This window comes from Mucilaginibacter sp. P25, assembly GCF_050859465.1.
Taxonomy (GTDB): domain Bacteria; phylum Bacteroidota; class Bacteroidia; order Sphingobacteriales; family Sphingobacteriaceae; genus Mucilaginibacter; species Mucilaginibacter gossypii.
Map to the genome: position 1 here is coordinate 4,156,335 of NZ_CP193937.1, position 24,772 is coordinate 4,181,106.

The 24,772-nt window shown below is 42.5% G+C and carries 24 protein-coding genes and 3 pseudogenes; 19 read left to right on the plus strand and 8 right to left on the minus strand.

Annotation, left to right across the window (positions count from 1 at the left end; all coding sequences use genetic code 11):
• Window positions 1–66: 66 nt before the first annotated feature.
• Window positions 67–572: pseudogene (locus ACRQ5D_RS20960) on the plus strand (YqgE/AlgH family protein).
• Between the two features lie 133 nt (window positions 573–705).
• Here the strand turns inward: ACRQ5D_RS20960 and purE are convergent.
• The 3 genes and pseudogenes from purE to ACRQ5D_RS20975 all read right to left on the minus strand — a co-directional run bounded on the left by purE (window position 706) and on the right by ACRQ5D_RS20975 (window position 2,912).
• Window positions 706–1,204: pseudogene (gene purE / locus ACRQ5D_RS20965) on the minus strand (5-(carboxyamino)imidazole ribonucleotide mutase).
• A 113-nt stretch (window positions 1,205–1,317) separates the two neighbouring features.
• On the minus strand, window positions 1,318–2,457 hold the full coding sequence (locus tag ACRQ5D_RS20970) for a 5-(carboxyamino)imidazole ribonucleotide synthase (protein WP_091167991.1): 1,140 nt from the start codon (window positions 2,455–2,457) through the stop codon (window positions 1,318–1,320).
• Window positions 2,458–2,522: 65 nt separating this feature from the next.
• A complete protein-coding gene (locus ACRQ5D_RS20975) occupies window positions 2,523–2,912 on the minus strand; it encodes a hypothetical protein (RefSeq protein WP_090524856.1) in 390 nt (129 codons plus the stop codon).
• 194 nt (window positions 2,913–3,106) lie between these two features.
• Here ACRQ5D_RS20975 and ACRQ5D_RS20980 point away from each other — a divergent pair, with 194 nt between their 5' ends.
• Both ACRQ5D_RS20980 and ACRQ5D_RS20985 read left to right on the plus strand, forming a co-directional pair.
• Window positions 3,107–3,751 carry a glycosyltransferase family 2 protein gene (locus tag ACRQ5D_RS20980; RefSeq protein WP_431200320.1) on the plus strand — a complete coding sequence of 215 codons (645 nt, stop codon included), beginning with the start codon at window positions 3,107–3,109 and terminating at the stop codon, window positions 3,749–3,751.
• Between the two features lie 4 nt (window positions 3,752–3,755).
• Window positions 3,756–3,989 carry a hypothetical protein gene (locus ACRQ5D_RS20985; protein ID WP_431200321.1) on the plus strand — a complete coding sequence of 78 codons (234 nt, stop codon included), beginning with the start codon at window positions 3,756–3,758 and terminating at the stop codon, window positions 3,987–3,989.
• Between the two features lie 489 nt (window positions 3,990–4,478).
• Here ACRQ5D_RS20985 and ACRQ5D_RS20990 read toward each other — a convergent pair whose 3' ends face one another.
• Window positions 4,479–5,693 carry an NAD(P)/FAD-dependent oxidoreductase gene (locus ACRQ5D_RS20990; RefSeq protein WP_091167983.1) on the minus strand — a complete coding sequence of 405 codons (1,215 nt, stop codon included), beginning with the start codon at window positions 5,691–5,693 and terminating at the stop codon, window positions 4,479–4,481.
• Here ACRQ5D_RS20990 and ACRQ5D_RS20995 point away from each other — a divergent pair.
• The 6 genes from ACRQ5D_RS20995 (at window position 5,692) to ACRQ5D_RS21020 (ending at window position 9,523) form a co-directional block, all read left to right on the plus strand.
• Window positions 5,692–6,315: an NADH-quinone oxidoreductase subunit A gene (locus tag ACRQ5D_RS20995; RefSeq protein ID WP_091167980.1), complete on the plus strand. Its 624-nt coding sequence runs from the start codon at window positions 5,692–5,694 to the stop codon at window positions 6,313–6,315. The two genes, ACRQ5D_RS20990 and ACRQ5D_RS20995, sit on opposite strands and share 2 nt — an antisense overlap.
• Window positions 6,308–6,790: an NADH-quinone oxidoreductase subunit B gene (locus ACRQ5D_RS21000; RefSeq protein ID WP_091167978.1), complete on the plus strand. Its 483-nt coding sequence runs from the start codon at window positions 6,308–6,310 to the stop codon at window positions 6,788–6,790. Before ACRQ5D_RS20995 ends, ACRQ5D_RS21000 begins: the two co-directional genes overlap by 8 nt.
• A gap of 28 nt (window positions 6,791–6,818) precedes the next feature.
• Window positions 6,819–7,271: a DoxX family protein gene (locus tag ACRQ5D_RS21005; RefSeq protein WP_091167975.1), complete on the plus strand. Its 453-nt coding sequence runs from the start codon at window positions 6,819–6,821 to the stop codon at window positions 7,269–7,271.
• Between the two features lie 47 nt (window positions 7,272–7,318).
• Window positions 7,319–8,227, plus strand: coding sequence for an alpha/beta hydrolase (locus ACRQ5D_RS21010; RefSeq protein WP_091167972.1), 909 nt, complete (start codon window positions 7,319–7,321; stop codon window positions 8,225–8,227).
• A gap of 260 nt (window positions 8,228–8,487) precedes the next feature.
• Window positions 8,488–8,973 (plus strand): hypothetical protein, encoded by a 486-nt coding sequence (locus ACRQ5D_RS21015; RefSeq protein WP_091167969.1) that lies wholly within the window; start codon window positions 8,488–8,490, stop codon window positions 8,971–8,973.
• 7 nt (window positions 8,974–8,980) lie between these two features.
• Window positions 8,981–9,523 (plus strand): GNAT family N-acetyltransferase, encoded by a 543-nt coding sequence (locus tag ACRQ5D_RS21020; RefSeq protein WP_176844460.1) that lies wholly within the window; start codon window positions 8,981–8,983, stop codon window positions 9,521–9,523.
• A 65-nt stretch (window positions 9,524–9,588) separates the two neighbouring features.
• On the opposite strand, the gene ACRQ5D_RS21025 is transcribed toward ACRQ5D_RS21020, so the two are convergent.
• Window positions 9,589–10,170, minus strand: a complete 582-nt coding sequence (locus ACRQ5D_RS21025; protein ID WP_176844459.1) for a fasciclin domain-containing protein — start codon at window positions 10,168–10,170, stop codon at window positions 9,589–9,591.
• Between the two features lie 294 nt (window positions 10,171–10,464).
• The gene (locus ACRQ5D_RS21030; RefSeq protein WP_432326458.1) at window positions 10,465–11,181 is read right to left on the minus strand and encodes a hypothetical protein; all 717 of its coding nucleotides are present in this window, start codon (window positions 11,179–11,181) and stop codon (window positions 10,465–10,467) included.
• Between the two features lie 49 nt (window positions 11,182–11,230).
• Here ACRQ5D_RS21030 and ACRQ5D_RS21035 point away from each other — a divergent pair, with 49 nt between their 5' ends.
• From ACRQ5D_RS21035 to ACRQ5D_RS21070, 8 genes are all read left to right on the plus strand, one after another.
• Window positions 11,231–12,244 carry a threonine aldolase family protein gene (locus ACRQ5D_RS21035; protein WP_176844458.1) on the plus strand — a complete coding sequence of 338 codons (1,014 nt, stop codon included), beginning with the start codon at window positions 11,231–11,233 and terminating at the stop codon, window positions 12,242–12,244.
• Between the two features lie 207 nt (window positions 12,245–12,451).
• Window positions 12,452–13,054, plus strand: a complete 603-nt coding sequence (locus ACRQ5D_RS21040; protein ID WP_091167958.1) for an RNA polymerase sigma factor — start codon at window positions 12,452–12,454, stop codon at window positions 13,052–13,054.
• A 92-nt stretch (window positions 13,055–13,146) separates the two neighbouring features.
• Window positions 13,147–13,533 carry a hypothetical protein gene (locus ACRQ5D_RS21045; RefSeq protein ID WP_431200323.1) on the plus strand — a complete coding sequence of 129 codons (387 nt, stop codon included), beginning with the start codon at window positions 13,147–13,149 and terminating at the stop codon, window positions 13,531–13,533.
• Window positions 13,502–14,338, plus strand: coding sequence for a FecR family protein (locus tag ACRQ5D_RS21050; protein WP_431200324.1), 837 nt, complete (start codon window positions 13,502–13,504; stop codon window positions 14,336–14,338). Before ACRQ5D_RS21045 ends, ACRQ5D_RS21050 begins: the two co-directional genes overlap by 32 nt.
• Before the next feature lie 477 nt (window positions 14,339–14,815).
• Window positions 14,816–15,292, plus strand: coding sequence for a carboxypeptidase-like regulatory domain-containing protein (locus tag ACRQ5D_RS21055; protein WP_432326460.1), 477 nt, complete (start codon window positions 14,816–14,818; stop codon window positions 15,290–15,292).
• 20 nt (window positions 15,293–15,312) lie between these two features.
• Entirely contained in the window at window positions 15,313–18,009 is a 2,697-nt protein-coding gene (locus tag ACRQ5D_RS21060) for a SusC/RagA family TonB-linked outer membrane protein (protein WP_432326462.1), read from the plus strand.
• 25 nt (window positions 18,010–18,034) lie between these two features.
• Entirely contained in the window at window positions 18,035–19,537 is a 1,503-nt protein-coding gene (locus tag ACRQ5D_RS21065; RefSeq protein WP_091167949.1) for a RagB/SusD family nutrient uptake outer membrane protein, read from the plus strand.
• A gap of 102 nt (window positions 19,538–19,639) precedes the next feature.
• Entirely contained in the window at window positions 19,640–21,922 is a 2,283-nt protein-coding gene (locus ACRQ5D_RS21070) for a GH92 family glycosyl hydrolase (protein ID WP_091168309.1), read from the plus strand.
• A gap of 191 nt (window positions 21,923–22,113) precedes the next feature.
• Here ACRQ5D_RS21070 and ACRQ5D_RS21075 read toward each other — a convergent pair whose 3' ends face one another.
• Both ACRQ5D_RS21075 and ACRQ5D_RS21080 read right to left on the minus strand, forming a co-directional pair.
• Entirely contained in the window at window positions 22,114–22,893 is a 780-nt protein-coding gene (locus ACRQ5D_RS21075; RefSeq protein WP_432326464.1) for a trimeric intracellular cation channel family protein, read from the minus strand.
• A pseudogene (locus ACRQ5D_RS21080) lies at window positions 22,878–24,016 on the minus strand (dicarboxylate/amino acid:cation symporter). Before ACRQ5D_RS21080 ends, ACRQ5D_RS21075 begins: the two are co-directional and overlap by 16 nt.
• A 169-nt stretch (window positions 24,017–24,185) precedes the next feature.
• Here ACRQ5D_RS21080 and ACRQ5D_RS21085 point away from each other — a divergent pair.
• Complete coding sequence (locus tag ACRQ5D_RS21085) at window positions 24,186–24,371, plus strand: hypothetical protein (RefSeq protein ID WP_432326466.1); 186 nt, start codon at window positions 24,186–24,188, stop codon at window positions 24,369–24,371.
• On the plus strand, window positions 24,337–24,762 hold the full coding sequence (locus tag ACRQ5D_RS21090) for an HD domain-containing protein (RefSeq protein WP_432326468.1): 426 nt from the start codon (window positions 24,337–24,339) through the stop codon (window positions 24,760–24,762). The genes ACRQ5D_RS21085 and ACRQ5D_RS21090 overlap by 35 nt, the downstream gene beginning before the upstream one ends.
• Window positions 24,763–24,772: the final 10 nt, after the last annotated feature.

Sequence of the window (24,772 nt, forward strand, 5' to 3'; positions counted from 1 at the left end):
CTAAACTTTATGCTTAGTCCTATTGCGGCCGCGGCAGGCCATTTACTCATTTCGGAACCGTTTATGATGGATCCGAATTTCAGAAGGTCCGTAATAATTTTAACAGAATACTCTGAAGAAGGAGCTATGGGCTTTATCCTGAACCATCAAAGCGAATATTTATTGGGCGATGTACTGCCTGATGTATCATACTCCGAAATGCCTGTTTACGAGGGGGGCCGGTAGCCAAAAATACACTGCATTTTATCCATTGCGCGCCTGACAAAATAGAAGGCGGCATTGAAATAGCAAATGGCCTTTACTGGGGCGGCGATTTTGAGCAGGTGAAATATTTAATATCCAATTACCAGTTAAGCACCGAAGAAATTAAATTTTTTGCAGGATATTCGGGCTGGACGCCTCAGCAACTTGATGAAGAAATAAAAGAAGACAGCTGGATTGTGACTAATAAGTTTGATATAGAAACACTATTTACCCTCGATGAACAAAATCTATGGCGCAAGGTGGTGATCAGTCTTGGCCAGCGGTATGCCCACATTGCTAATTTTCCGGAAAATCCGGCGTTGAATTAAGGTGAGTGATTAGAGGTTGGAGATTAGAGGTTAGACTATAATATTTAGAAATGAGAAAAGGCCATAATTTACTACGGCCTTTTCTCATTTAACTTGTATAATCTTAAGCTAACTAATCTCTAATCTCCAACCTCTAATCACTATCTTCCATTTCCCTTGCCGACTCCTCAACTTTCTTTTTAAGGTTTTCTTTAAAGTCGATAAGGTTTTTTACCAGGTATCTCGTCTCCTGTTGACAGGATCTGTGCTGCGAGGATGCCCGCGTTTTTGGCTGCATTTAAAGCTACAGTGGCTACCGGGATACCGTTTGGCATTTGTAGTATAGATAGGATGGAATCCCAGCCGTCAATAGAGTTGCTTGATTTTACCGGTACTCCAATCACTGGCAAATGGGTTAATGAGGCTACCATGCCCGGCAGGTGGGCGGCGCCGCCTGCTCCGGCAATGATCACTTTAATGCCCCTGTCGGCAGCGGCGCGTGCATAGCTGAACATACGATCGGGTGTGCGGTGGGCCGATACCACGGTTATTTCGTATTCAACGCCTAATTCGGCTAAAACATCAGCAGCATCCTGCATTACATTTAAATCGGATTTGCTGCCCATTATAATGGCGACTTTTGGATTACTCATGGTTATGTTTGTAAGCGTCATTGCGAGGCACGAAGCAATCCCCGATTAGCAGGTTCGCCCTGTATAGTTTGGGATTGCTTCGTGCCTCGCAATGACGTGTGGCTATTTCTTTATTAACTAATTACTTTCAGTGTTTTCTGCACAAATCTTGCCTTTTCAATCGCCTTTTCTCTATCGGCATCTACAATAGTAACGTGCCCCATCTTCCTAAATGGTTTAGTTAAAGCTTTACCATAAAGGTGAATATACACACCCGGTACTTTCAATACTTTTTCGATGCCCTGGTAAATAGCTGGTCCTTCATAACCGGCTTCACCTAAAACGTTTACCATAATGGCATTATTAAGGCAGGAGGTATCGCCCAAAGGCTGATTAAATATCGCCCTCAAATGCTGCTCAAATTGTGATATCACATTGCCTTCAATAGTTTGGTGACCACTGTTATGCGGGCGCGGGGCAAGCTCATTCACCAGGATGCGGCCTTGCTTATCTAAAAACATTTCAACCGCCAGCAAGCCAACAATTTTAAGACTATCGGCAATCTTTTTAGCTATTTGTTCTGCTTTTTGTTGGATGGCGAATGGAAGGGTAGAGGGAGCGATCAAAAACTCCACGAGGTTGGCTTTAGGGTTGAACTCCATTTCAACCATCGGGAACGTGCTGATCTCGCCGTTTTCATTACGGGCAACAATTACAGCAATCTCTTTTTCAAAATCTATCCATTGCTCAATCAGGCTCGGCTCTTTAAAAGCGCCGGCAAGGTAACTTTCATCAATTACTTTGTATACGCCTTTGCCGTCATAGCCATCCTTACGTAGTTTCTGGATATAAGGAAACGGGATTAAACTTTGTTGTAGCTGTTGGGGTGATGATATGATCTGGAAATCGGCAGTAGGGATATCGTTTTCCTTGAAAAATTGCTTCTGCAAACCTTTATCTTGAATCAGCCTGATAATGCGGGATTGCGGATAAACCAGTACACCCTCTTTTTCAAGCTGTTCAAGGGCGTCAACGTTAACCTTCTCTATTTCAATGGTAAGCAGGTCGACAGTTTTACCAAAGTTATAAACGGTTTCATAATCACCCAATGAGCCTACGGTAAACTCGTCACACAGTTTGCGGCAAGGCGCTTCGCGGTCCGGATCAAGAATTTTAACAGTAACATTATAGTTTATGGCTTGCTGTATCAGCATACGTCCTAACTGTCCGCCGCCTAAAATACCCAGTTTTAAATCTCCGTAAAATGCTTTCATATTTGAAGATGCAAGTTTAGCCTAAATCTTTCAAAAAGCCTATAAATGCTTTAAACAACAATGGTTCAACGTCGTTTTTTGGTCATTAGATAATAGAAAACGCTGTGTACTATGATAAAACTAATGGCCGTAATAAAGTAAAGCGTTTTGTTTTCGGGGTTTAGCTGTAAACGGAAGGCGGTAATGACAAATACAACAGAGCCCGAAAAATAAAGCACCAGCCTTATAGACAGATTGTTGTAATACGCCGGGTTGGCTAAAAACAACATGGGCAGGGTCATTATTAAAATAAAGATGTTGAGTAAAGCCACGCTTTCGGACAATGAGGGGAGTATCCCGTTTAGGTCCTGGCTTACGCCTTTATGCTGCAGCGAGTAATAAACCGCACTTGCTACTATAGATATGATTACCGAAAAAAGAAAAGTTTTGAAAAGTTGCCTGGCGAGTGCCTTCATAGTGATATTTATTGATATGGATTACCGCAAACTGCGCAGTAATTTTATTATTTGCAAAGTAACGCATCGGGATGCAAAATGCACTAATCCCAATGTCACAAATTGAAGATACCTGCAATCTGTTGATCTTGGGAAGCGATGTCTTGAATCTTGTATCCTGAAGTCTTGATTCTGTTATTATCTTTACGCCGCATATGAAAGTATCCGGTTTTACCTTTATCAAGAACGCTGTACGTAATGATTATCCCATTGTTGAGGCCATTACATCCATATTACCGCTTTGCGATGAATTTATTGTAGTAGTAGGTAACTCCGATGATGGTACCCGGGGATTGATCGAGGGCATCAACTCGCCGGTTATAAAAATCATTGATTCGGTTTGGGATGAATCATTAAGGGAAGGCGGAAAGGTTTTCGCTGCCGAAACAGATAAGGCTTTTGCAGCTATATCGCCCGATGCCGACTGGTGTTTCTATATCCAGGGCGACGAAGCGGTGCATGAAAAATATCATCCGCTTATCAAAAAGGAAATGCATGAAGCTTTAAATAAACCCAACATTGAAGGCTTACTGTTTAAATACCTGCATTTTTATGGCTCATATGACTATTACGGGCATTCAAGGCGCTGGTACCGCCGCGAAATCCGGTTGCTCAAAAATATTAAGGGTATCCATTCATATCGTGATGCTCAGGGATTCAGGCTTGATGATCGTAAAATCAACGTAAAGCTTATTGATGCCTATATATATCATTACGGCTGGGCAAAGCCACCACAAGGGTTAACCCATAAGGTGCGTAACTTTAATAAATTTTATCACGACGAGAACCTGGTTTGCTGAACACTTGCCCGAAACCTATGAGTTTGATTATGGCAATGCAGATCGCTTGATCCGCTTTACCGGCACGCATCCGGCAACCATGCAAAAACGAATAACAGCTACTAACTGGAATATCGATTTTGACTCCAAAAAACTAAGGGCTGGTATGGACTTCCGCCGTAAGGCACTGCAAAAGATTGAAGACCTTACGGGCTGGCGCGTTGGTGAGTACAGGAATTATAAGATAGTGGAGCGGTAGTTAAAAAACGCTATTAAAAATAGGTATTTACACTCATAACTTTGGTGGCGCTATTTTGTCAGCGCTATTTCTAACCGGCGCGGTCAATATCAAAAAAATCCAAAAAGGCTTAAAAAATGGCAAAATAAAAAGGGTGTTTTAGCCCGTATGTGAAACCAGAAGCGCTTACTCCTTAAAGTTTTAATTGTTGATAATTAGATATTTAACAGTGTTTCGTGTAAAATATTATGTATTTGATAATCAATGTGTTTCATTTTTAAAGCGTTCCGCGTTTTCACTCTCAAAAAATGGAACAGTCCTCTTTTTTAAAAAAGAACGCCGGGCTTTTTTTTATTTTTTTGGAGAATCAAAAAATTGGGACACCCGATTTGTTACAATTGCAAAGGAGGATTTCCCGGCATCACCGAACGTCGGCAAATGAATGATAGTGGCAGGTTAGCTGGTAAAATAGCATCAACGAAATCAGCGTAATCGCAAAAAAGTCAACGGTCATATGTTTTGCGCTATCACAAAGCCGCTTGCCCAGGCCCATTGAAAATTATAGCCCCCAAGCCATCCTGTAACATCCACACATTCGCCGCCAAAAAACAGCCCGGGGACTTTCTTAGCTTCCAGTGTTTTTGACGAAAGCTCATCTGTAGATACACCGCCGCGCATTACTTCGGCCTTGTCATAACCTTTATCGCCGGCAGGTTTTACCTTAAAATCATGAATGAGGGTGCTGATGTTTTCAATGTCGGTTTTGGTGAGCGATGCCATGTTTTTTTCGGCGGGGAGTTTGTCGCTCAACGCTTCGGCAAACTTGCGGGTATATAAAGATGCGATGTATGCAAGCAGCATTTTTTTGCCGTTGGTTTCCTTTTCCTGTTGGATCAGGCCGGCAATATTTTGATTGGGCAGGAGATCGATGTTAATGGATTCTCCTGGTTTCCAATAGGAGGAGATTTGTAATATGGCTGGTCCGCTGAGGCCCCAGTGGGTAAACAGGATATTTTCTTCAAAGCTTGCCCTATCGTTCCAAACCCTACAAAAAATGCTATTGCCTGATAATTGCTCATACCAGGGCTGGTCTTTGCCGGTAATTGTAAGGGGCACCAGGGCAGGGGCGGTGTCGGTAACTTTTAAACCAAAATTGCGCGCCGTTCGGAGTCCGAAATCGGTAGCGCCCATTTTGGGGATGGGCAAACCGCCGGCAGCCATCACTACACTGGCAGCGCTTATATATTCCTGTTTGCCGTTAACTTCGGCCCGAACTGTAAAACCATCGTCAGTTTTTTCTACCATTTTAACTTCGGCATTTACCCAGATCTCCTGGCCAAGGTCGTCGCACAGGTTCGTGAAAACCTCAACTACATCCTTTGCTTTGTCGCTTACCGGGAAAAGCTGACCTAATGTTTTTTCTTTGCCGGTAATGCCATAAGTTTCAAAAAAGCTGATGGTATCATCAACTGTCCATTGTGAAAAGGCTGATTTACAGAAGTGTGGATTTTGCGATATAAATTGCTGATCTGTAGCGTAAAGGTTGGTATAGTTACAACGCCCGCCGCCGCTAATAAGGATCTTGGCGCCAACGCGGTCGTTTTTTTCAAGTACCAGTACCCGCTTGCCTAAAAAGCCGGCCTGTACGGCACACATGAGGCCGCATGCGCCTCCACCAATTATTATAGCGTCAAAATCTGTTTGTTTTACTAAATTTGTACTCATGACGGATGTTTCGCAAATATCAGAATTTGGAAAGATACTCATCTTTATTATTACGGGGATAATAATGGTGTGTGTGATATTTTTTATCAACAGACTTTTAGCCCCCAATAATCCTAACGCCGAAAAACTTAGCTCGTACGAATGTGGTGAAGAACCAACAGGCAATGCCTGGTTGCCCTTTAATCCCCGCTTTTATGTTATAGCTTTAGTTTTCCTGTTGTTTGATGTGGAGATGGTTTTTATTTTTCCATGGGCAACGGTATTTGGCAGCCATGAGATTGCTGCGCAGGATGTGCGCTGGGGATGGCTTTCATTGGCTGAGATGTTTGTGTTTTTAGGTATCCTGATTGTAGGTTTAATATACGTTTGGCGCAAAGGCGACCTGGATTGGATAAAACCGACCCCTGTTGTACCGCATACCGATGTGCATATCCCGCCAACCTTGTATGAGCAGTTAAATCAGGAGCAAAGCAGGTTTACGGTAAAAGCTTTCAATGCTGATACTGTAGTAACTGCAACTGCTGCTGCCACTCCATCTGCCGCTGCTACTACCACTCCGCCAACTGAGCCCGCACGCAAACCTATGTTTAAACCCGCCTTTAAAAAGCCTGCAAATGAATAACGATATAACCAGTGAGAATGGTGGTGTAGTGATAACCAAAATGAACGACCTGCTTAACTGGGCACGTTTATCTTCATTATGGCCGCTTAGTTTTGGTATAGCCTGTTGCGCTATTGAAATGATGGGCTCCATGGCCTCAACCTATGACCTCGACCGCTTTGGTGTTTTCCCGCGTCCATCTGCCCGGCAGGCCGATGTAATCATTATTGCAGGTACCGTTACCTTTAAAATGGCCGAACGTATTAAACGCCTTTACGAACAAATGCCAGATCCTAAATACGTGATTTCGATGGGCTCATGCTCCAACTGCGGCGGTCCGTACTGGCAGCATGGCTACCACGTGGTAAAAGGAGTTGACAGGGTAATTCCTGTTGATGTTTATGTACAAGGATGCCCGCCAAGGCCAGAAGCCTTAATTGGCGCTATATTGGAATTGCAAAAAAAGATAGAAGGCGAACAATTGATAAAAGCCTGATATTCGATATTTACTTTAGTTAATCCTTATGAAAGTCCTGCTCGTTCTCATCATAGGTTTTATCCTCACGACCGTTATTTCCCGGCTTTTTGTTGATGATTGGAATATCATGCTCAGTGGTAACATAGCTATGATGCTGATGCTTTGGTTTACCTCATTGGGGCATTTTATGTTTACCAAAGGGATGGTTATGATGATGCCTGCATTTATCCCGTTTAAAGGAGCGTTAGTTTATTTAACCGGGATAATGGAAATAGTTCTCGGCGCTTTGCTGGTGGTTAACGCTACAAGGCATATAGCAGGGATTATCTTGCTTGTTCTGTTTGTGGTCATGCTGCCTGCTAATATCAATGCAGCCATGAAGCATGTGGATTTAGAAAAAGCTACTTATGATGGCAGCGGTACCGGTTACCTGTGGTTTCGCATTCCGTTGCAAATACTGTTTATTGCCTGGATATTATATTTTTCGATTGGGATTTAGTTGTTGATTTTTAAGGATATGGATTATCTTTAAACAATTAACCAATTATGAAAAAGATAATCCAAAATCTGCTGATCGTTACGATTAGCACCCTATCTATATCGGTCTGTGCACAAACATCAAGTCCTAAACAGCCATTTTTCCCAAAAGGCACCATATTGTATGGTGATGTTAATTATGCCGGTGATACCTTAAAAAAACACTTATTAGATGTTTATCTGCCTCCGGTAGTCAAAGAAAGCTATTCGGTTATTATCTGGATCCACGGTGGTGCATGGATGCTGAATGATAAATATGCCGATATGGGCTATATGCAGAAAACCGTGCAGGGTTTTATTGATAACGGATATGCTGTGGCCTCTATCGATTACCGCTGGAGTACTACCGCGCCATTTCCTGCGCAGATTCAGGATTGTAACCAGGCTATTGAGTTTCTTTATCAAAACGCATCAAAATATAAGCTTAACAAAGATAAGTTTGGGGTGATAGGTTTTTCGGCCGGAGGGCATCTGGCATCGTTACTTGCTTTATCCAATAACAATAATATTAAGGAGTTTTATCCCAACGGAAACAAACCTCATTTTAAAATAAAACTGGCGCTTGACTTTTACGGTCCGTCAAATTTCCTGTCGCTTAAAGGTACCGATGTTAATGATCCTAAGAGCCCGGTTAACCTGCTGCTTGGCGCTTATGCTATTGAGCGGCCCGATCTGGCCAATATAGCCAGCCCGGTTACCTATGTTGATAAAAACGACCCGCCATTTCTCATTGTTCAGGGCGAAAAGGATGAATCGGTCAATTACACCCAATCGGTTTTGCTAAGTTCATACCTTAAACTTGTCGGTGTTAAAAATGAACTTATTATTGTACCCAACGCGCCTCATTACGGGGTAATGTTTGATGCCGAAGAGATCAGGAAAAGAGTGTTTTATTTTATGGATGAATATCTGAAGTGATAATCTGATTGCTGGAATCCAATTGGTTAAAAATGTATTTCATATATAATTTATTGCGTCTTAAACGCTATTTAAATTTGATTGTTTTTAAATGTAGAGACGTATAATTGAGTCTTCCACATGCAATTTCCGACAGGATCAGGAGCCTTTAAATCGGCTTGTCTTCCGGGAGACGCAATTATGCGCCTCTACAAAAAACTTTCTGTTCTTTTTTAAACAGCGTCCTAAAAGCATAAATTTACGCTTCTGTAACTTCTGCCATGTTAAAAAAAGAAAACCCGAAAAAGAAAAGTAAACTTGTCAATATCCTGTTCGCCGGGTTTATAACGGGTACGCTTGATGGACTTGCAGCCATGATCCTGAACTATAAAGTAAACCCTGGTGTTATTTTTAAGTTTATTGCCAGCGGGGCCTTCGGACCGGCGGCTTTTGCAGGCGGGGCCGAAATTATAGTTGCCGGGGTTATTTTTCATTATGTGATCGCTTTTCTATTCAGCGCGGTATTTTTTCTGCTGTATCCATTCTTTTATAACGGATTACGCAACAAGTACTTTGTGGCAGTTGTATACGGCATCGCGGCATGGTTGATCATGAATTTAGGTGTAATACCCCTCAGTAAAATAACGACGAAGCCAGGGTACCATATACCTGTAACTACTATCCTCATTGGGATGCTTACGCTGGTGATCTGTATTGGTTTGCCCGTGGTTTTCATTGCCGACAGGGAAAATAAAAAAATTGAATAACATGCATATGTCTGAATTACCTTTGCTCACTACTGATCGTTTGCGCTTACGCGGGCTGCTTGATTCTGATGCCGCTCAGATCCTGGCTATCCGCTCTAATGCTGAAGTGAACAAATATCTGGACCGGCCAAATGATACCACCATTGATCAGGCATTATCATTTATTAATAAGATAAAAGCAATAGTAAGTGGGGGCGAAGGCTTTTACTGGGGGATAACCTTAAAAGATAAAGAGGAGCTGATTGGATCTATTTGTTACTGGAACCTTGAGCCAACTAATAAAAAGGCCGAAATAGGCTATGAACTTCATCCGGATTACCATGGACAGAGTATTATGCAGGAAGCCATTTCTGCAGTGTTGGCTTTTGGTTTTAATGATCAATATTTTGAATTGATAACCGCTTGTCCGAAACAGGGGAACGAAAGCTCGGTAAGGCTGTTAAAAAAGACAGGTTTTTCACTTACCGGAGACTTTACAGACGAGAAGACTAAAAGTAAATATTTTGATTTTAGATTAACTAAAGCCGATTATTTAACAAGGTCGTCTTAAATGAAAAACCCGGTTATTGAGACCGGGTTTTTCATGGATTTAAAATTAAACTAAGTATTTTATGATTAAGGCATCATGATGCCATTAATGCCATGTACAACACCATTGCTGGCCTCGGTGTCAAATGCGGTAACCAACACTGCATTGCCTTTGGCATCGGTGATCTGCAAATTGCTTTTATCATTTACAGATAAATGCAATGTTTGCCCGTCGATGGTTTTCAGGTCGGCTTTGCCTTTGCCTGTACCTAAGGCCTTAATGATATCGGTTTTAGTGTATTTACCTGCTACCACGTGATACTTCAGTATCGGAGCAAATTTAGCCGGATCTTTCATTAGGGCATCAAATTGTGCTTTTGGCAATTTACTGAAAGCTACATCATTGGGGGCAAATATGGTGAACGGGCCGGCTGCCTGCAATGTTGGCTCAAGCTGAGCTGATTTTATTGCAAGCGCCATTGGCGCGTAGTTAGTTGAGGTCGACATCACACCAACCACATCGCCTGATGCGGCAGCTGTTGATGTTGCAGGAGCAGCAGTTGCTTTAGTAGTGTCCTTTTTGGTTGTATCCTGTGTTTGGGCTATTGCCTTGTTTGATAAAAAACCAATAGCTAATGAAGCAACGGCTATTAAAACTGACTTTTTCATGTTCATCTTTCTTTCTGTTTTTATTAGTGAATTAAAATGTAATGAGTAGCCGTTGATGTCGATATAAATTAATTAAAAGTTATTTATTTGGTGAATTACTATAGTTTAATAACTTTTAATTATGCTAAATGGTTTTTAATTTATTGACATTTGTGGTTAAACACGTGATGTTCAGGGGAGAAAAAAGAGTGGGAGGTAGCAGATTTGAGACGCAAGATTTGAGAATAAGCGTTTGGGGAAAAGTAAATTATGCGTCCCTATAAACAGAAACGACCACCCGGATGTATCAGGTAGTCATCTATCCGTTTGCCGCTTGATAAAGAGATTTATTGCCGGGCTTTTTGCAATCTCGTCAAATTTTGCAATGAGCTTATCGATACTCTTAAGATTGTATTTATGCTCATGGATCTGATCAACAAGGTCGGGTTCATCTCCCATGATATCGCTCATAATATCTTCAAAATTTTCATCGGTGAGGCGTTTCATACCTGCAGTGGTTTCACCATAATAATAGGTTGTTTTTGAACTTCCGCCCCGGCCACCGCCGCCGCCAAGGTTAATGCCGATGCCGCCGCCAATTCCGCCGCCGTAACCACCGCTTCCGTAGCCTGCTGATATCCCCGGTGTAATACCAAAGCCACTGCCTCCCCCGCCTTTACCTCCCTTAGCCATAAATAGCTTCACCGGCTCATCAAGCACTACTTTTACAAAGTCGGTTTCTTCTTTGGTCCACGATTCGTTTGCCGGAGCATGCGCCACAACAAAGCTGTCCTGACCAATAACATACGATCTTAAATCGCTGGCGCTTAATTTATATGGATTAGTTTTTTCGTTTTCCTTAAACTCAATGAAACCTTCACCTTTTATTGGCCCTTTTCCTGAAGGATTAGCGCGGATCAGCCCGGTTTCGCGGTTGCCCTTTACATCAGTAAAGCTACCCTGTTGCCATTTTTGCGATTTTGCTGATACAAAACACAGCATGAAAAATAAAATGATTAAAATTGAGCGCATAACGAGTTCTGAATTCTGATACAAAGAACGCAAATTTTAACTTTTTAATATGATCACTGTTGATTTCCGAAGCGATACCGTAACCAAACCAACGCCCGGCATGCTCGAAGCCATGTGGAGCGCCAAAGTAGGGGATGACGTTTTTGGCGAAGACGAAACTATAAATGCCCTTGAAGCTAAAGCTGCCGCTATGTTTGGTATGGAGGCGGCTATCTTTTGCCCATCGGGCACTATGACCAACCAGATAGCGATTAAATGTTTTACTCAACCGCTTGATGAGCTCATTGCCGATCAAACCGCGCATGTTTACAGGTACGAGGGCGGGGGCATTGCTTTTAATTCGGCAGTATCAACCCGATTGTTGAATGGTTACCGGGGCATCCTTACATCCGAAATGATAGAGCCGGAGATCAATGCTGAAAACATCCATTACCCGCATACCAGTTTGGTGGTGCTCGAAAATACAGTTAACAAGGGTGGTGGTAGTTGTTATACGCTTGAACATATCAAGCCCATTGCCGATTTGTGCCGCGAGAAAGGTTTAAAGCTTCACCTTGATGGTGCCCGGATCTTTAACGCACTTACGCATACCGGTGACGCTGCGGTTGAGTATGGCAGATATTTTAATGGAATTTCGGTTTGCCTGTCAAAAGGATTGGGTGCACCTGTAGGCTCTGTCTTATTAGCCGACAAAGAAACTATTAAATATGCCCGTCGTATCCGCAAGGTATTGGGTGGCGGTATGCGCCAGGCGGGGTTTTTAGCTGCCGCTGGGATCTACGCGCTTGACCATCATGTTGAACGCCTGAAGATAGACCATGCCCATGCACGGATTCTGGGTGAGGAACTGGGCCGATTGCCATGGGTAAGCAATGTAATTCCGGTTGAAACCAATATTGTTTTATTTGATACGGTTGAACCGGCTGCTGCGGTGCTTGCCAAACTTGCAGACAAAGGCATCAGGGCAAGCGATACAGGTAAAAACCGGATCCGCTTTGTAACTCATTTAGATGTACATGCCGAACAGGTGGAATATACAATAGGGGTATTAAAGGGGTTGTAAATTTAGATGGCTTGCCAACACCATTGTACTGATTGACATTTATTTAATACATACATAATAGTTAAAAAACTTTGAGAATGTGACCGTTTTATATTTTTTCAAACATTTTTAATTTCTTTACAGTTATACGTTGGTTTCATCGATATAATTATTAATGCTGCAAATACTGCGAATTTTATAATATTTGCGGCAACCATACATTAGCCTATGTTTGAATTTACTCAATCAAATGAGAAGGAACTGCTTTTGCAAGTGGCTCAGGGTAATGAGTTTGCTTTTCGTCAATTGTTTTCTGTTTATCACCAGCGTTTAGGCGTTCATATCTTGCGTATAACCCATTCTGCTGAACTGGCTGAAGAGGTTGTACAGGATGTGTTTATGAAGATCTGGATGACCCGCGAAACGCTTACGGGGGTTGATAATTTCAAAGCTTACCTGTTTGTAATTTCAAAAAACCATGCTTTAAATTGTTTGCGAAAAGTTGCCCGCGAGCAGATGCAGCTTAAAAAGTTGGAAGAAACCCGCATTGTGCCTTTTAATGCCGAAGTTCAGGAAACAGATCATTATTATAATTTGATTGATGAGGCCATTGATCAGTTGCCGCCTCAGCAGCAAAAAGTTTACCTTATGAGCAGGCATAACCGCTTAAAGTATCATGAGATTGCCGATGAGCTCGAGCTATCCCGCGAAACCGTCAAGAAATACCTTCAAATTGCCACCTCATCCATAAAGGATTATGTGCATGAACATATGGAGGCGATAGCGTTAGTAATGGCGCTGATTCATTTTTTTATTTTTTTCAAAAAGTAATACCCCTTTTTTAATCTCACAGGTGTCATGTATATGAGATCTGCCCCAACTCACTGTAGCCAATTATACAGTTATACTGAAAAACATTTACTATGAGCGAACTTTACGCCCGGCTTGATTATTTGTTTAATACTTATTATAATGGCACTGCTACGCCAGCCGAGCGCGATGAATTATTTGAGATCATCAACTCATCGGCAACCGATGCGGAGCTTGCATCGCTCATACATCATGCCTGGGATAAGCTTGACGATCATGGGCCGCTTTTTGACCGCTCAAAGAGCGAGGATATGCTCATGCAGATTTTAAGGACTAATCCCGAACAATCTGTTGCTGCACCGGTAAAGAATAATAATCTCCCGTGGAGAAGGTTAGGGGTCGCCGCTTCATTTTTATTACTTGTTGGGTTCGGCGCTTACATTTATAGCTATCAAAAAAAGCAGGTTATTGCAAAAAAATATTGCCAAAATTCATCCTAAAAATGATGCTTTGCCCGGTGGTAACAAAGCAATTTTAACATTGGCCAATGGCAAAACTATTACGCTTGACAGTGCGCAAAACGGCCTGCTGGCGCAACAGGGTACTACCAAAATCAATAAAACCCGCAACGGTCAGCTGGTTTACGAAACCGGTACTAATGTTGATGCTCCGGTAATAAATACTGTTTCAACTCCGCGTGGCGGTCAATACCAGTTAGTTTTGCCGGATGGGAGCAAGGTTTGTTTAAATTCGGCATCATCATTAAGCTTTCCAACCAGGTTTACGGGCAAAACGCGTGAGGTCACCATCACCGGCGAAGCTTACTTTGAGGTTGCCAAAAATCCGCAGATGCCTTTCAGGGTTAAATCCGATAACACTACAGTTGAGGTTTTAGGTACGCATTTCAATATCATGGCCTATAATGACGAGGCCGAAATGAAAACCACTTTATTAGAAGGATCAGTAAAAATAAGTAACGGCACTGCAATCGGCATTTTAAAACCCGGACAGCAGGCTGTACTCAATAAAGCGGGCAAGTTAAAGGTACTTAACGATGTTGATGTAGATGATGAGATAGCCTGGAAAGACGGCATCTTTCAATTTAGGGATGCGGGGATAGATGCCATTATGAGGCAGGCTGCCCGTTGGTATGATGTTAAGGTAGCCTACGAAGGCAAAATACCACAGCGCGAATTTACAGGCCGAATCTCCCGAAATGTAAAAGCATCCGAATTAATGAGCATGCTTGGCTATGCCGGGGTAAAATTTAAAATTGAAGATAAGCGCATTACCATACAACAATAGCATAATTATTATACCTACTATATTAAGCAACCAATTGTTAACAATTTAAACAACCCTATGATGGAAGAAATACCTGAGATAAGTTAGCCACGGTACAGGAGCCTCATTGGTAAAACGGTTTATCATGCGTTTAAACATGCATGTAATCTCAAAAGTTACCATAAAAAAACCGGGAAGTATTCGCAGTACTTTCCCGGCATAAACATCTGGGCCCCAAAAAAGTACAATCGATGAATTGAAAGTTAATGTTTAACCCAAACTCTACAAACTTATGAATTTTAATTCTAAGGCTACGCCTTTGGCATGGCCTCAATTACGCAAATTTATATTGGCCATGAAGCTAACTGCCTTTATTATAATTGCGGCCCTTACCAATGTGAGCGCCAAAAGTTATAGCCAGATAGTTACTTTGCACCAAAAAACACTACCGTTGAAAAAGTACTCCGCTCCATTGAAAAACAAACAGGCTATCATTTCATGTATGATAAGCAGGATGTATCAAAGGCCGGAGCAATCAACATTGAAGTTGCAAACGTAACTATAGAGAGTGCGCTTGATCAATGCTTTAAAGATCAGCCGCTTACCTACAAAATTTTTGATCAGACCATTGTTGTTAAAAAGAAGGATGAGCCTGTTGTATCCCAGGTAGCTGTTGCCCCAATTAAAGTAACGGGTACGGTAAGCGATGCCAAAGGCCCTATCCCTGGTGTTACTGTTAAGGTTAAAGGTACCAATGTTGGTGTACAAACTGATATTAATGGTAAATATACCGTCAACGCGCCAGATGCCAACGGAACACTGGTGTTTACATTTATAGGATATACAACCCAAAATGTGCCTATTGGAGGCAGGAGCCAGATTGATGTTGTATTGGCAGAAGAACCAAAAGCATTGAGCGAGGTAGTTGTGGTTGGTTACGGTACCGCAAAAAGGTCGACCTTACCGGTTCGGTAGGCAGCGTAGGTGCAAAACAATTGCAGGAGCGCCCGCAAACCAATCTTGAGCAGGAATTGTCTGGTAAAATTGCCGGCGTAAACGTATCAAGTAACTCAGGTGCACCCGGCGGTGCAACCAAGATCCGTATCCGTGGTTACAGCTCTATCAATACCAATACCGATCCGTTATATGTTGTGGATGGCGTGGTTTGGACAGAGGGTGGTAACGCCATTAACCCCAATGACATTGAAACTATCGACGTACTGAAAGACGCATCATCAACCGCTATTTATGGTACACGCGGTGCAAACGGCGTAATTTTGGTTACCACTAAAAGAGGTAAAAAAGGCGGTACTATTTCGTACGATGCCTATATGGCCGTAAATCATATGTTTAAGGAGATACCTGTTCTTAACTCAAAACAGTTTATGCAGATTGAGGACGTTTCTTATGCTAATATCAAAAAATATGACCCTACCGGCTGGGCTGCGGGCGACTATACCAACCGTAACCCTGTAACGCAAAGAACAGCACTTATCGGTAAACTGTTCGATCAAAATTTAAATCCATTATATGACGTTGACTGGCAAAAGGCTACAACCCGTACTTCGGTAAGCCAAAACCACAACGTTGCGTTCACCGGCGGCGCCGAAAATATAAACTATGGTTTATTCCTGAACTATGCCGATGATGAAGGTATTATCCTTAACAGCTATCTGAAACGTTATAATGTGCGTTTAACGGTTGATAACCAGATAAAACCATGGGTAAAGGTTGGTGCTACATTAAACTACAACTACCAGGATGGCCGTAACCAGGATCAGGGTACAGGCGGCAACAACATTCCGCGTATGTTGATTGAGATGGTGCCTTTTATTCCTGTTAGATACCCTGACGGAACCTATGGTAAACGTACTGATTATCCTAACCTTGAAGGCGGTGATAACCCGGTAGCACAAGCTAACGAAATTCAATCTCTTACCCGCAACCGTATCTTCAGCGGTAATGGTTATTTAAATTTAAACCTGTTGCCAGGTCTTGAATTTCGCAGCGTTTTGGGAGTAACTACATCTGCTAATTATAACCCGGCTTCTCAAAGCGGGCTTGTTGGCGGCCCTGTTGCAGGACAAAGCTATAGCTCGGCCTCGATAGAGGAGTTTAACAGGACGTTTTGGCAATGGCAAAACTATTTCACCTACAACAAAACCTTTAACAAGGTACATACTATAAACCTTGTTGCAGGTGCCGAACGTCAAAACTATCAGCAACTTCGTTTAAAAGGATCAACGGGTACATTGTCTGACGATTTTTATGAGTATTATAACTTATCTGCCGGTATTGTACCCAATAAACCAGAGTCTGATTATGATGCATGGCAAATGCAGTCGTTTTTTGCCAGATTGAACTATAACTACAACGAGAAATACCTGTTAACTTTAACGGGGCGTGAAGACGGCTCCTCACGCTTTGGTACCAACAAAAAGTACGGCTTTTTTCCTTCTGCGGCGTTTGCATGGCGCGTATCTCAGGAAGATTTCTTAAAGGATAATAAAACTATATCAGATCTGAAATTGAGACTGAGCTACGGGTTAACCGGTAACTCCGAAATTGGTGAATATCGTTCACTCGCAAATATTAATACAGTTGGCTACGCCTTTGGTGGCAACAGTGCGGTAGGTACTACGCAAACCTCGATAGGTAATGAGGATCTGCAGTGGGAAAAAACCGCGGAGTATGATTTAGGCTTTTCATTAGGCTTGTTTAATAATCGTTTAAACATTGAAGCAGATGCTTATCTGAAAAAGACAAAAGCATTGCTTTTAAATGCACCACTGCCAGAAACAAGCGGTTTTCAAACCGTATATAAAAATATAGGTAAGCTGCAAAACAAAGGTCTTGAGTTCACGATCAATGCTACTCCTATAAAAACGCAGGATTTCACCTGGAATTCTACATTTAATATTTCTTTCCTAAAAAACAAAATCTTGCAGTTAGGTGCATCTAATGATGATATCTTCCTTGCTCCAACCTTCCTTTCGCAATTTAACCTGATGCGGGTCGGTCTTCCGGCCGGTAGTTTTTATGGTTACAAAGTGCTTGGAACCTGGGGAACTGCTGAGGCGACCGAAGCTGCTAAATATGGCTTGTTACCAGGCGACCTAAAGATACAGGATACCAATGGCGATGGCAAAGTTAGCGCTGACGATAAAGTGGTATTAGGTAAATCAATACCTGATGGTTATGGTACTTTCAGCAACAACTTCCGCTACAAAAACGTTGACCTGGGTGTTGATCTGCAATTTAATTACGGTAATCAGATCATGAACCTTACCCGCCACTCGGGCCAGGACCGCACTGGTCAGGCAAACAGCTACGCTACCGTACTTAACGCCTGGACACCGACTAACCAAAATACCAGCATTGCCGAAAGTAGGCCCGCTTATGTGCGTTATCAAACCGAAATTTATTCAACCAAAGTTGAAAGCGGTAATTTTATTCGCGGCAGGGCAGTAACACTTGGTTATACTTTTAACGACAATATTCTTAAAAAGTTAAAGTTAAGCCGTTTAAGGGTTTATGCGCAGGCACAAAACCTGTTCCTGATAACCAAATACACGGGTTATGATCCAGAGGTATCAACATACAATGCCTCAAGCAACTTCACCCAGGGTATCCAGTTTTATGATTATCCAAAACCACGTACTTTCCTGTTAGGTGTTAATGTTAGTCTTTAATTAAAAAATGTTAAAACATCATATTATGAAATTTAACTTTAAAAAATACCGGGTAGGTGGTCTGTTACTTATCCTTGCTGCTGCTACAGGCAGTGGTTGCAAAAAATATCTTGATGAAAAAAATAAGAGCAACTTTGTTAAGGATAATTATTTTGTCAGCTCAAACCAGGCTTTAACCTTTGTAAACGGTTTGTACAACGTAATGTATTTTTTTCAAAACGGAGATGCTTATGGTGAAAGCCCTTTTATTACATTGGAGTTGTTTGCCGGTCATGCCACTTCGTTAGGACAGAGCGTAAACAATGGTAATGTGATCCATCAGCGTACCGATGCAGTTAATCCTGGTTTTGAAACAGTGTGGTACAACTGCTACAAGGGTATCGCCAATGCAAATCTTGCCATTGAAAAGATCCCTGGTATATCACCAATGGATGATGGATTAAAAAAGAAACTGATAGGTGAAGCTTACTTTTTCAGGGCATTTTATTACTACCACCTGGTGCGTTTATATGGCGATGTTCCGCTGATTACCGCGTCGCAAACAGTGAGCAGCCCTGATCTGTATCCTTCACGTACACCTGTGGCCGATGTTTATAAACAAATCATCAGCGATTTACAGGCAGCCGAAGCATCAGGCATGCCGAATACTGATGCAAGCGGTCGCGTTTCGTTGGGGGCTGTTAAAACTTTATTGGCCAGCGTTTACTTGACAACAGCAGGCTTCCCGCTAAAACAAACTGAAAACTATGCCAAGGCAGCATCAGAAATTGAGCCTGTTTTAGGTTGGTACTCTCTGTTTTCTGATTATGCATTCCTGCATGATAATGCGCACAAAAATCAGCAGGAATTAATATTCCAGATCAATTACCTGGTGGGTACTCAAACTAATGCCATTCCTCAGTTAACTATTCCGTTTAACCTGTTGGTTGGTGCATATGGAGACCACCTTGGCGCTATGATCCCTACCAATCAGTTTGTGGCAAGTTACGAGGCGGGCGACCTGCGTACACAGGAACGCCAGTTTTATTTCTCAAGCTATCCTCAATATGGTAACCCAGGCAACATCATCCAGTTTGGCGAACATGCACTTTATAAATATTTCCATGTTGAAAGTGCTGCTCAAAGCGGTCGAAGTGATGAGAACTGGACTTTATTGCGTTTGCCCGAAGCTCAGTTGATCTATGCCGAAGCAACTAATGAGGTAAGCGGGCCAACTGCTGAAGCTTATGCCGCTGTTAATGCTATCCGTGCACGCGCTAAACTTGCGCCATTGAGTAATTTAACCAAAGATACCTTCCGCCAGGCAATCTGGAGAGAACGCTACCATGAGCTTGCTTATGAAAATAAGGCATACTTTGATATGCAGCGTACCCATATGGCCTACTTGCCGCAATCAAACACCTTTGCCGATCCTACCGCTTCGCAAACAGAGCAGGGTGTAACCTTTAAAACTCAATATTACCTGTGGCCGATACCACAGCGTGAAATCAGCACTAACAGTAAATTAACCCAAAATCCGGGTTGGTAATTGTATAATGCAAATAATACACTTAAAAGACTGGCTATATCAAGCCAGTCTTTTATATTTACGGCTGGTAAAACGTTTCATCAAAAATCAAATATTAAAACAATGAAAAAAGCCCTGGTACTTATCGCATCAGTGTTGTTGGCATCCGGTACTTTTGCTCAGCAGGTAAATAAGGTTACCGATCCTGTTGAATACATCAATCCGTTGATGGGTACCGACTCGCACTACGACCTTTCAAATGGTAACACTTATCCCGCTATTGCCCTTCCCTGGGGGATGAATTTCTGGACACCGCAAACCGGTGTTATGGGCGACGGATGGGCGTATACTTACGATGCGCACAAGATCCGCGGTTTTAAACAAACCCACCAGCCATCACCGTGGATGAACGACTACGGACAGTTTGCCATTATGCCGGTTACCAAACATGCAGTAGTAGGCCAAAATAAAAGGGCAAGCTGGTTCTCGCACAAAGCTGAAACCGCTAAGCCATACTATTACAGCGTTTACCTGGCCGATCATGATGTGACTACCGAAATTACTCCAACTGAGCGTTCGGCACAGTTCAGGTTTACTTATCCTAAAACTGATAGCTCCTTTATCGTTATTGACGCACTGAACAAAGGCTCATACGTAAAGATCATGCCCGATCAAAAGAAGATTGTAGGCTATTCAACCAAATATGCGCGCGGCCCGCTTAAAAACTTTAAAAACTATTTTGTTATTTATGTGGATAAGCCAATCACCTATGCACATACTTTCAGCGATACTACGCAAACTGATGGCCTGGAGCTAAAAGCTGAACATGCAAGCGCTCTGATAGGTTTTAAAACTACGCAAGGCGAAAAGGTTCATTTGCGCGTAGCTTCATCATTCATCAGCATTGAACAGGCCGAGTTGAACCTGGAGCGTGAGCAGGGTAAAGACAGCTTTGATGTAACTTGTCAAAAGGCAAAAGCTGTTTGGAACAAAACCCTAAACCACCTGCAGGTTGAAGGCGGCTCTGTTGATCAGATGCGTACCTTTTACTCATGCTTTTACCGCATGGTATTTTTCCCGAACAAATTGTATGAGATAGATAAGGACAACAAGATTGTACACTATAGCGCATCAACAGGTAAAGTATTCCCGGGTTATAAATTTGCCGGTACCGGCTTTTGGGATACCTTCCGGGCGCTATATCCCTTCCTGAACCTGGTTTATCCATCCATCAATAAAGAAATGCAGGAAGGCCTCATCAATGATTATAAAGAAGGTGGCTGGTTGCCTGAGTGGTCGAGCCCGGGTTATTCGGCGGTGATGATCGGTAATAATTCGGCTTCGGTAGTTTCTGAAACTTATTTAAAAGGTTTACGCGGGTATGATATCAGTACTTTGTGGGAAGCTTTGGTGCACGGCGCAAATAATGCCGGTCCGCAGGCTACCGGCAGAGAGGGAGTGGAGTACTATAATAAATTAGGCTATGTGCCTTATGATGTTAAGATTAATGAAAACGCAGCCCGTACTTTAGAGTATGCATATGATGATTTTGCGATTTATAAATTAGGCAAGGCACTGGGCAAACCCGAATCAGAGATTGGCATTTATAAAAAACGTGCCATGAACTATAAAAACCTGTTCGATCCGGAAACAAAACTGATGCGTGGTAAAAACCAGGATGGTACTTTTGAAAAACCATTCAGTCCGTTTAAATGGGGTGATGCGTTTACCGAAGGTAACAGCTGGCATTACAGTTGGAGCGTTTTCCAGGATATGCAGGGCCTGATTGATTTAATGGGCGGACGTCAGAAATTTATTACCAAGCTGGATTCGGTATTTAGCATGCCACCGGTGTTTGACGATAGCTATTACGGCGAAACCATTCATGAGATCCGAGAAATGCAGATCATGAATATGGGGCAATACGCCCACGGCAACCAGCCTATTCAACATATGATTTACTTGTACAATTATGCAGGTGAACCATGGAAAACCCAGTTCCATGTGCGTGATGCTATGGAGAAGTTATACAAAGCTACTCCGGATGGTTATTGTGGCGATGAGGACAATGGCCAAACATCGGCATGGTATGTGTTCTCGGCTATGGGCTTTTACCCGGTAACTCCGGCCAGTGATCAGTACGTTTTGGGTACACCACTGTTCAAGAAAATTACGCTAAACCTTGAGAATGGTAAAACCGTAGTGATTAACGCAGCTAACAACAGCCCTGCTAATAAATACATCAATATGTTAAACGTTAACGGTAAGCCATATGATTTAACCTGGTTAAGCCATTCGGAACTTAAAAAAGGAGCTGTGCTTAACTTTAATATGGCACCTAAGCCTAATAAAATAAGAGGTGTGAAGGTTAGTGATGTTCCGTATTCGTTGAGTACAGAGAAATAATAAACATTTCGTCATTACAATGACGTTTTTAGATTTAAAACAGGAAAGGCGAGGATTTACCTCGCCTTTCCTGTTAACGGCCACTGCCTAATTAGCGTGGGCTTTCGGCCCGTGGTGAACCATGGTTTCAGCTTTGGAGGTATAATTAATAACTAATCCGAAATCGAAAATCCCAATTCCGAAATCAAGAATTAATGCCATTCTTCACGATATACAAACTTGGGCATTTGCCAGTTGTACCTGATAGAGAGCAGGCGTAATGCGAGGCCAATAATACAAGCTATTACAATTGTCGCGCTATTGGGAGCACCCAAATGTTCGAGGCTTAAATAGCATGCCCCGGTAACTATTGATGCGCTGGCATAAACTTCTTTACGGAACAACAACGGTACCTCATTGCATAGCACATCGCGCAGCACGCCTCCCGCACAACCGGTTATCATACCGCTTAGCAAAATGATAAGCCAGGGCAGATCAATTTGTTCCGCTATCTGGCAGCCTATAATAGTAAATACTACCAATCCTAAAGCATCCAGGTAAAGAAACAGCGTTTTCATTTTGGTCATGAGGCGTGCGATGATGGCGGCCAATATTGCTGCCGCTGCGGTAATCACTAAATATTCGGGGTGTTCAACCCAGCTCATGGGGTAATGATTAAACAATATGTTGCGAACGGTGCCGCCGCCTAAAGCTGTAACCCAGGCTATGATACAAACACCAACCCAATCCATATCTCTTCGCCCGGCGGACAATGCGGCTGTCATTGCTTCCGCAATTATGGCTATAATGTAGAGAATGTGAAGCATACAGGTAGTGAAGGGTTTATTTATACGCCAATATAATAAACCTTTATTGAATATGCTATAGTTCTCCCTTAGCGGGGGCGGTTTCATCCAGTCTTTTCCTTCCGTAAAACGGGCCACCAGCATGGCAGCAGCCGTATCGCCGGTTGCATTTAACAATGTGGCCATTGGGTCAACCAGTGTACCAATAATAATAGCCGGGGGAGCGCTTCGGGCGGGAAACCATAGGCCGAAATAAAAAGTAGCTCGCCAATATAACCGCCGTTAGGAATGCCACCTTCAACCAGGCTCACTAAAACTGTCATAGCAAGGGCTATGATTATAGTTTCAGCGTTGTCAAAGCTTTTACCAAACAGCGCGAAAACTACAGCCATTTTTACTATTGACGAAATGCTTGAACCATCTTTGTGCAAAGTGCCACCAAGCGGAATGGTAATATTGGCAATAGCATCAGAGATTCCCATTTTTTTGCGGCATCCAAATTTGCCGGGATGGTGGCGATGCTGCTGCACGTACCTACTGCTGTAGCTGATGGGATAATGTTGTTTTTCCAGTATCGCTTAACTGCACCAATGCCGCCGGCAATAAAGGCGTACATGCTAAATATCGCCAAATAATAAAACGCACCAACGCCGTAATATAAAGCCATAGAACGCGCGTAACCGCCAAACAACTGTGGACCGAACACACCAACCTGGTAAGCAAAATAAGCACCCAAACCAATTGGGCCAATCCTCATAATGAGGCTGAATATATTTTTGAACACCTCATTGCCGCTATGTAAAAAAGCTGCAAATGCTTTGCCTTTTTCGCCTGCATGCAGTGTAGCAAAGCCGGTGATCACGGCAAAAATGATCATGGCCAGCATGCTTTTGCGGGATAACAGCTGGTAAAACTCACTGGTAGTAAAAAGGCTTGTTAACTGATCGCCGAATGGTTTTTTGGTGATAGCTTCAGTTATGGGGCTGGCAACAAGGTGCTGATGGATAGGGAAGATCCAAATAGCTATAATGGTAACCATAGCAGCTACTAAAACAGTCGACACAAATACCAGAGAAGTAACGCCTAATAATTTGCCCAGTTTTTGCGAACTATCCAATGCTGCAATAGCCGATGCTATGGCAAAGAAAACCAGCGGCACAACGGCAGTGAACAACAGGTTTAGAAAAATATCACCAATAGGTTTAATCACTTCAACTTTATTCCCTAAAACTGCCCCGGCGATACTGCCAATAATAATGCCTGTTAGTAATAAGATAATGCCTTTATAGTTTTTAAACCAGCTGTTCATTGTGCTAAGATAATTGTTTAAGCTCTGTTTTATTGTAGAGACAATTGCCGCTTTAAATATTTATTTCGATCATGCAATGATGACCTGTACGAGGGAGACGCAATTATGCGTCCTTGTGTGTATTCGTATATTTCTTAAATTAATATATTAGCGCCATTATAAATACTGAATGCAGGTAGAACAAGCCGGGGGCTTTATCCTCGACAAAATAAAGAAAGAGCTCCCCAAACATTTTCATTACCATAATGCTGATCATGCGCTTGATGTTTATACTGCTGCAAAACAAATTGCGGCGGGTGAGGGGATAATCGGAGACGAGATTGGAGCTATTACTTACGGCCGCTTACTATCATGATTCAGGTTTTTTGTTCGGGCAAGTCAATCATGAGGCTGGTTCATGCAAAAATGCGAGGCAACATCTGCCTGATTTTGGTTATACAAGTGATGAAATTGAGCAGGTTTGCGATATTATTATGGCAACCAAAATGCCGCAAAACCCTCACAATCATTTAGGCCAGATAATTTGTGATGCTGATTTAGATTATTTGGGCCGAAATGATTTTTTTATCCTTAGCAAAAGGTTATTTTCGGAACTCGTAATTACAGATCACCTTGAATCGGAATTGGAGTGGGACAGGCAGCAGGTGAAATTCCTGCAAAGCCATCATTACTTCACCCAAACGGCGCTCAGGCTCAGGGCTGAAGGTAAAAACGAGCATTTGAAAATTATCACAAAAAAAATTTAAATACTGCTAT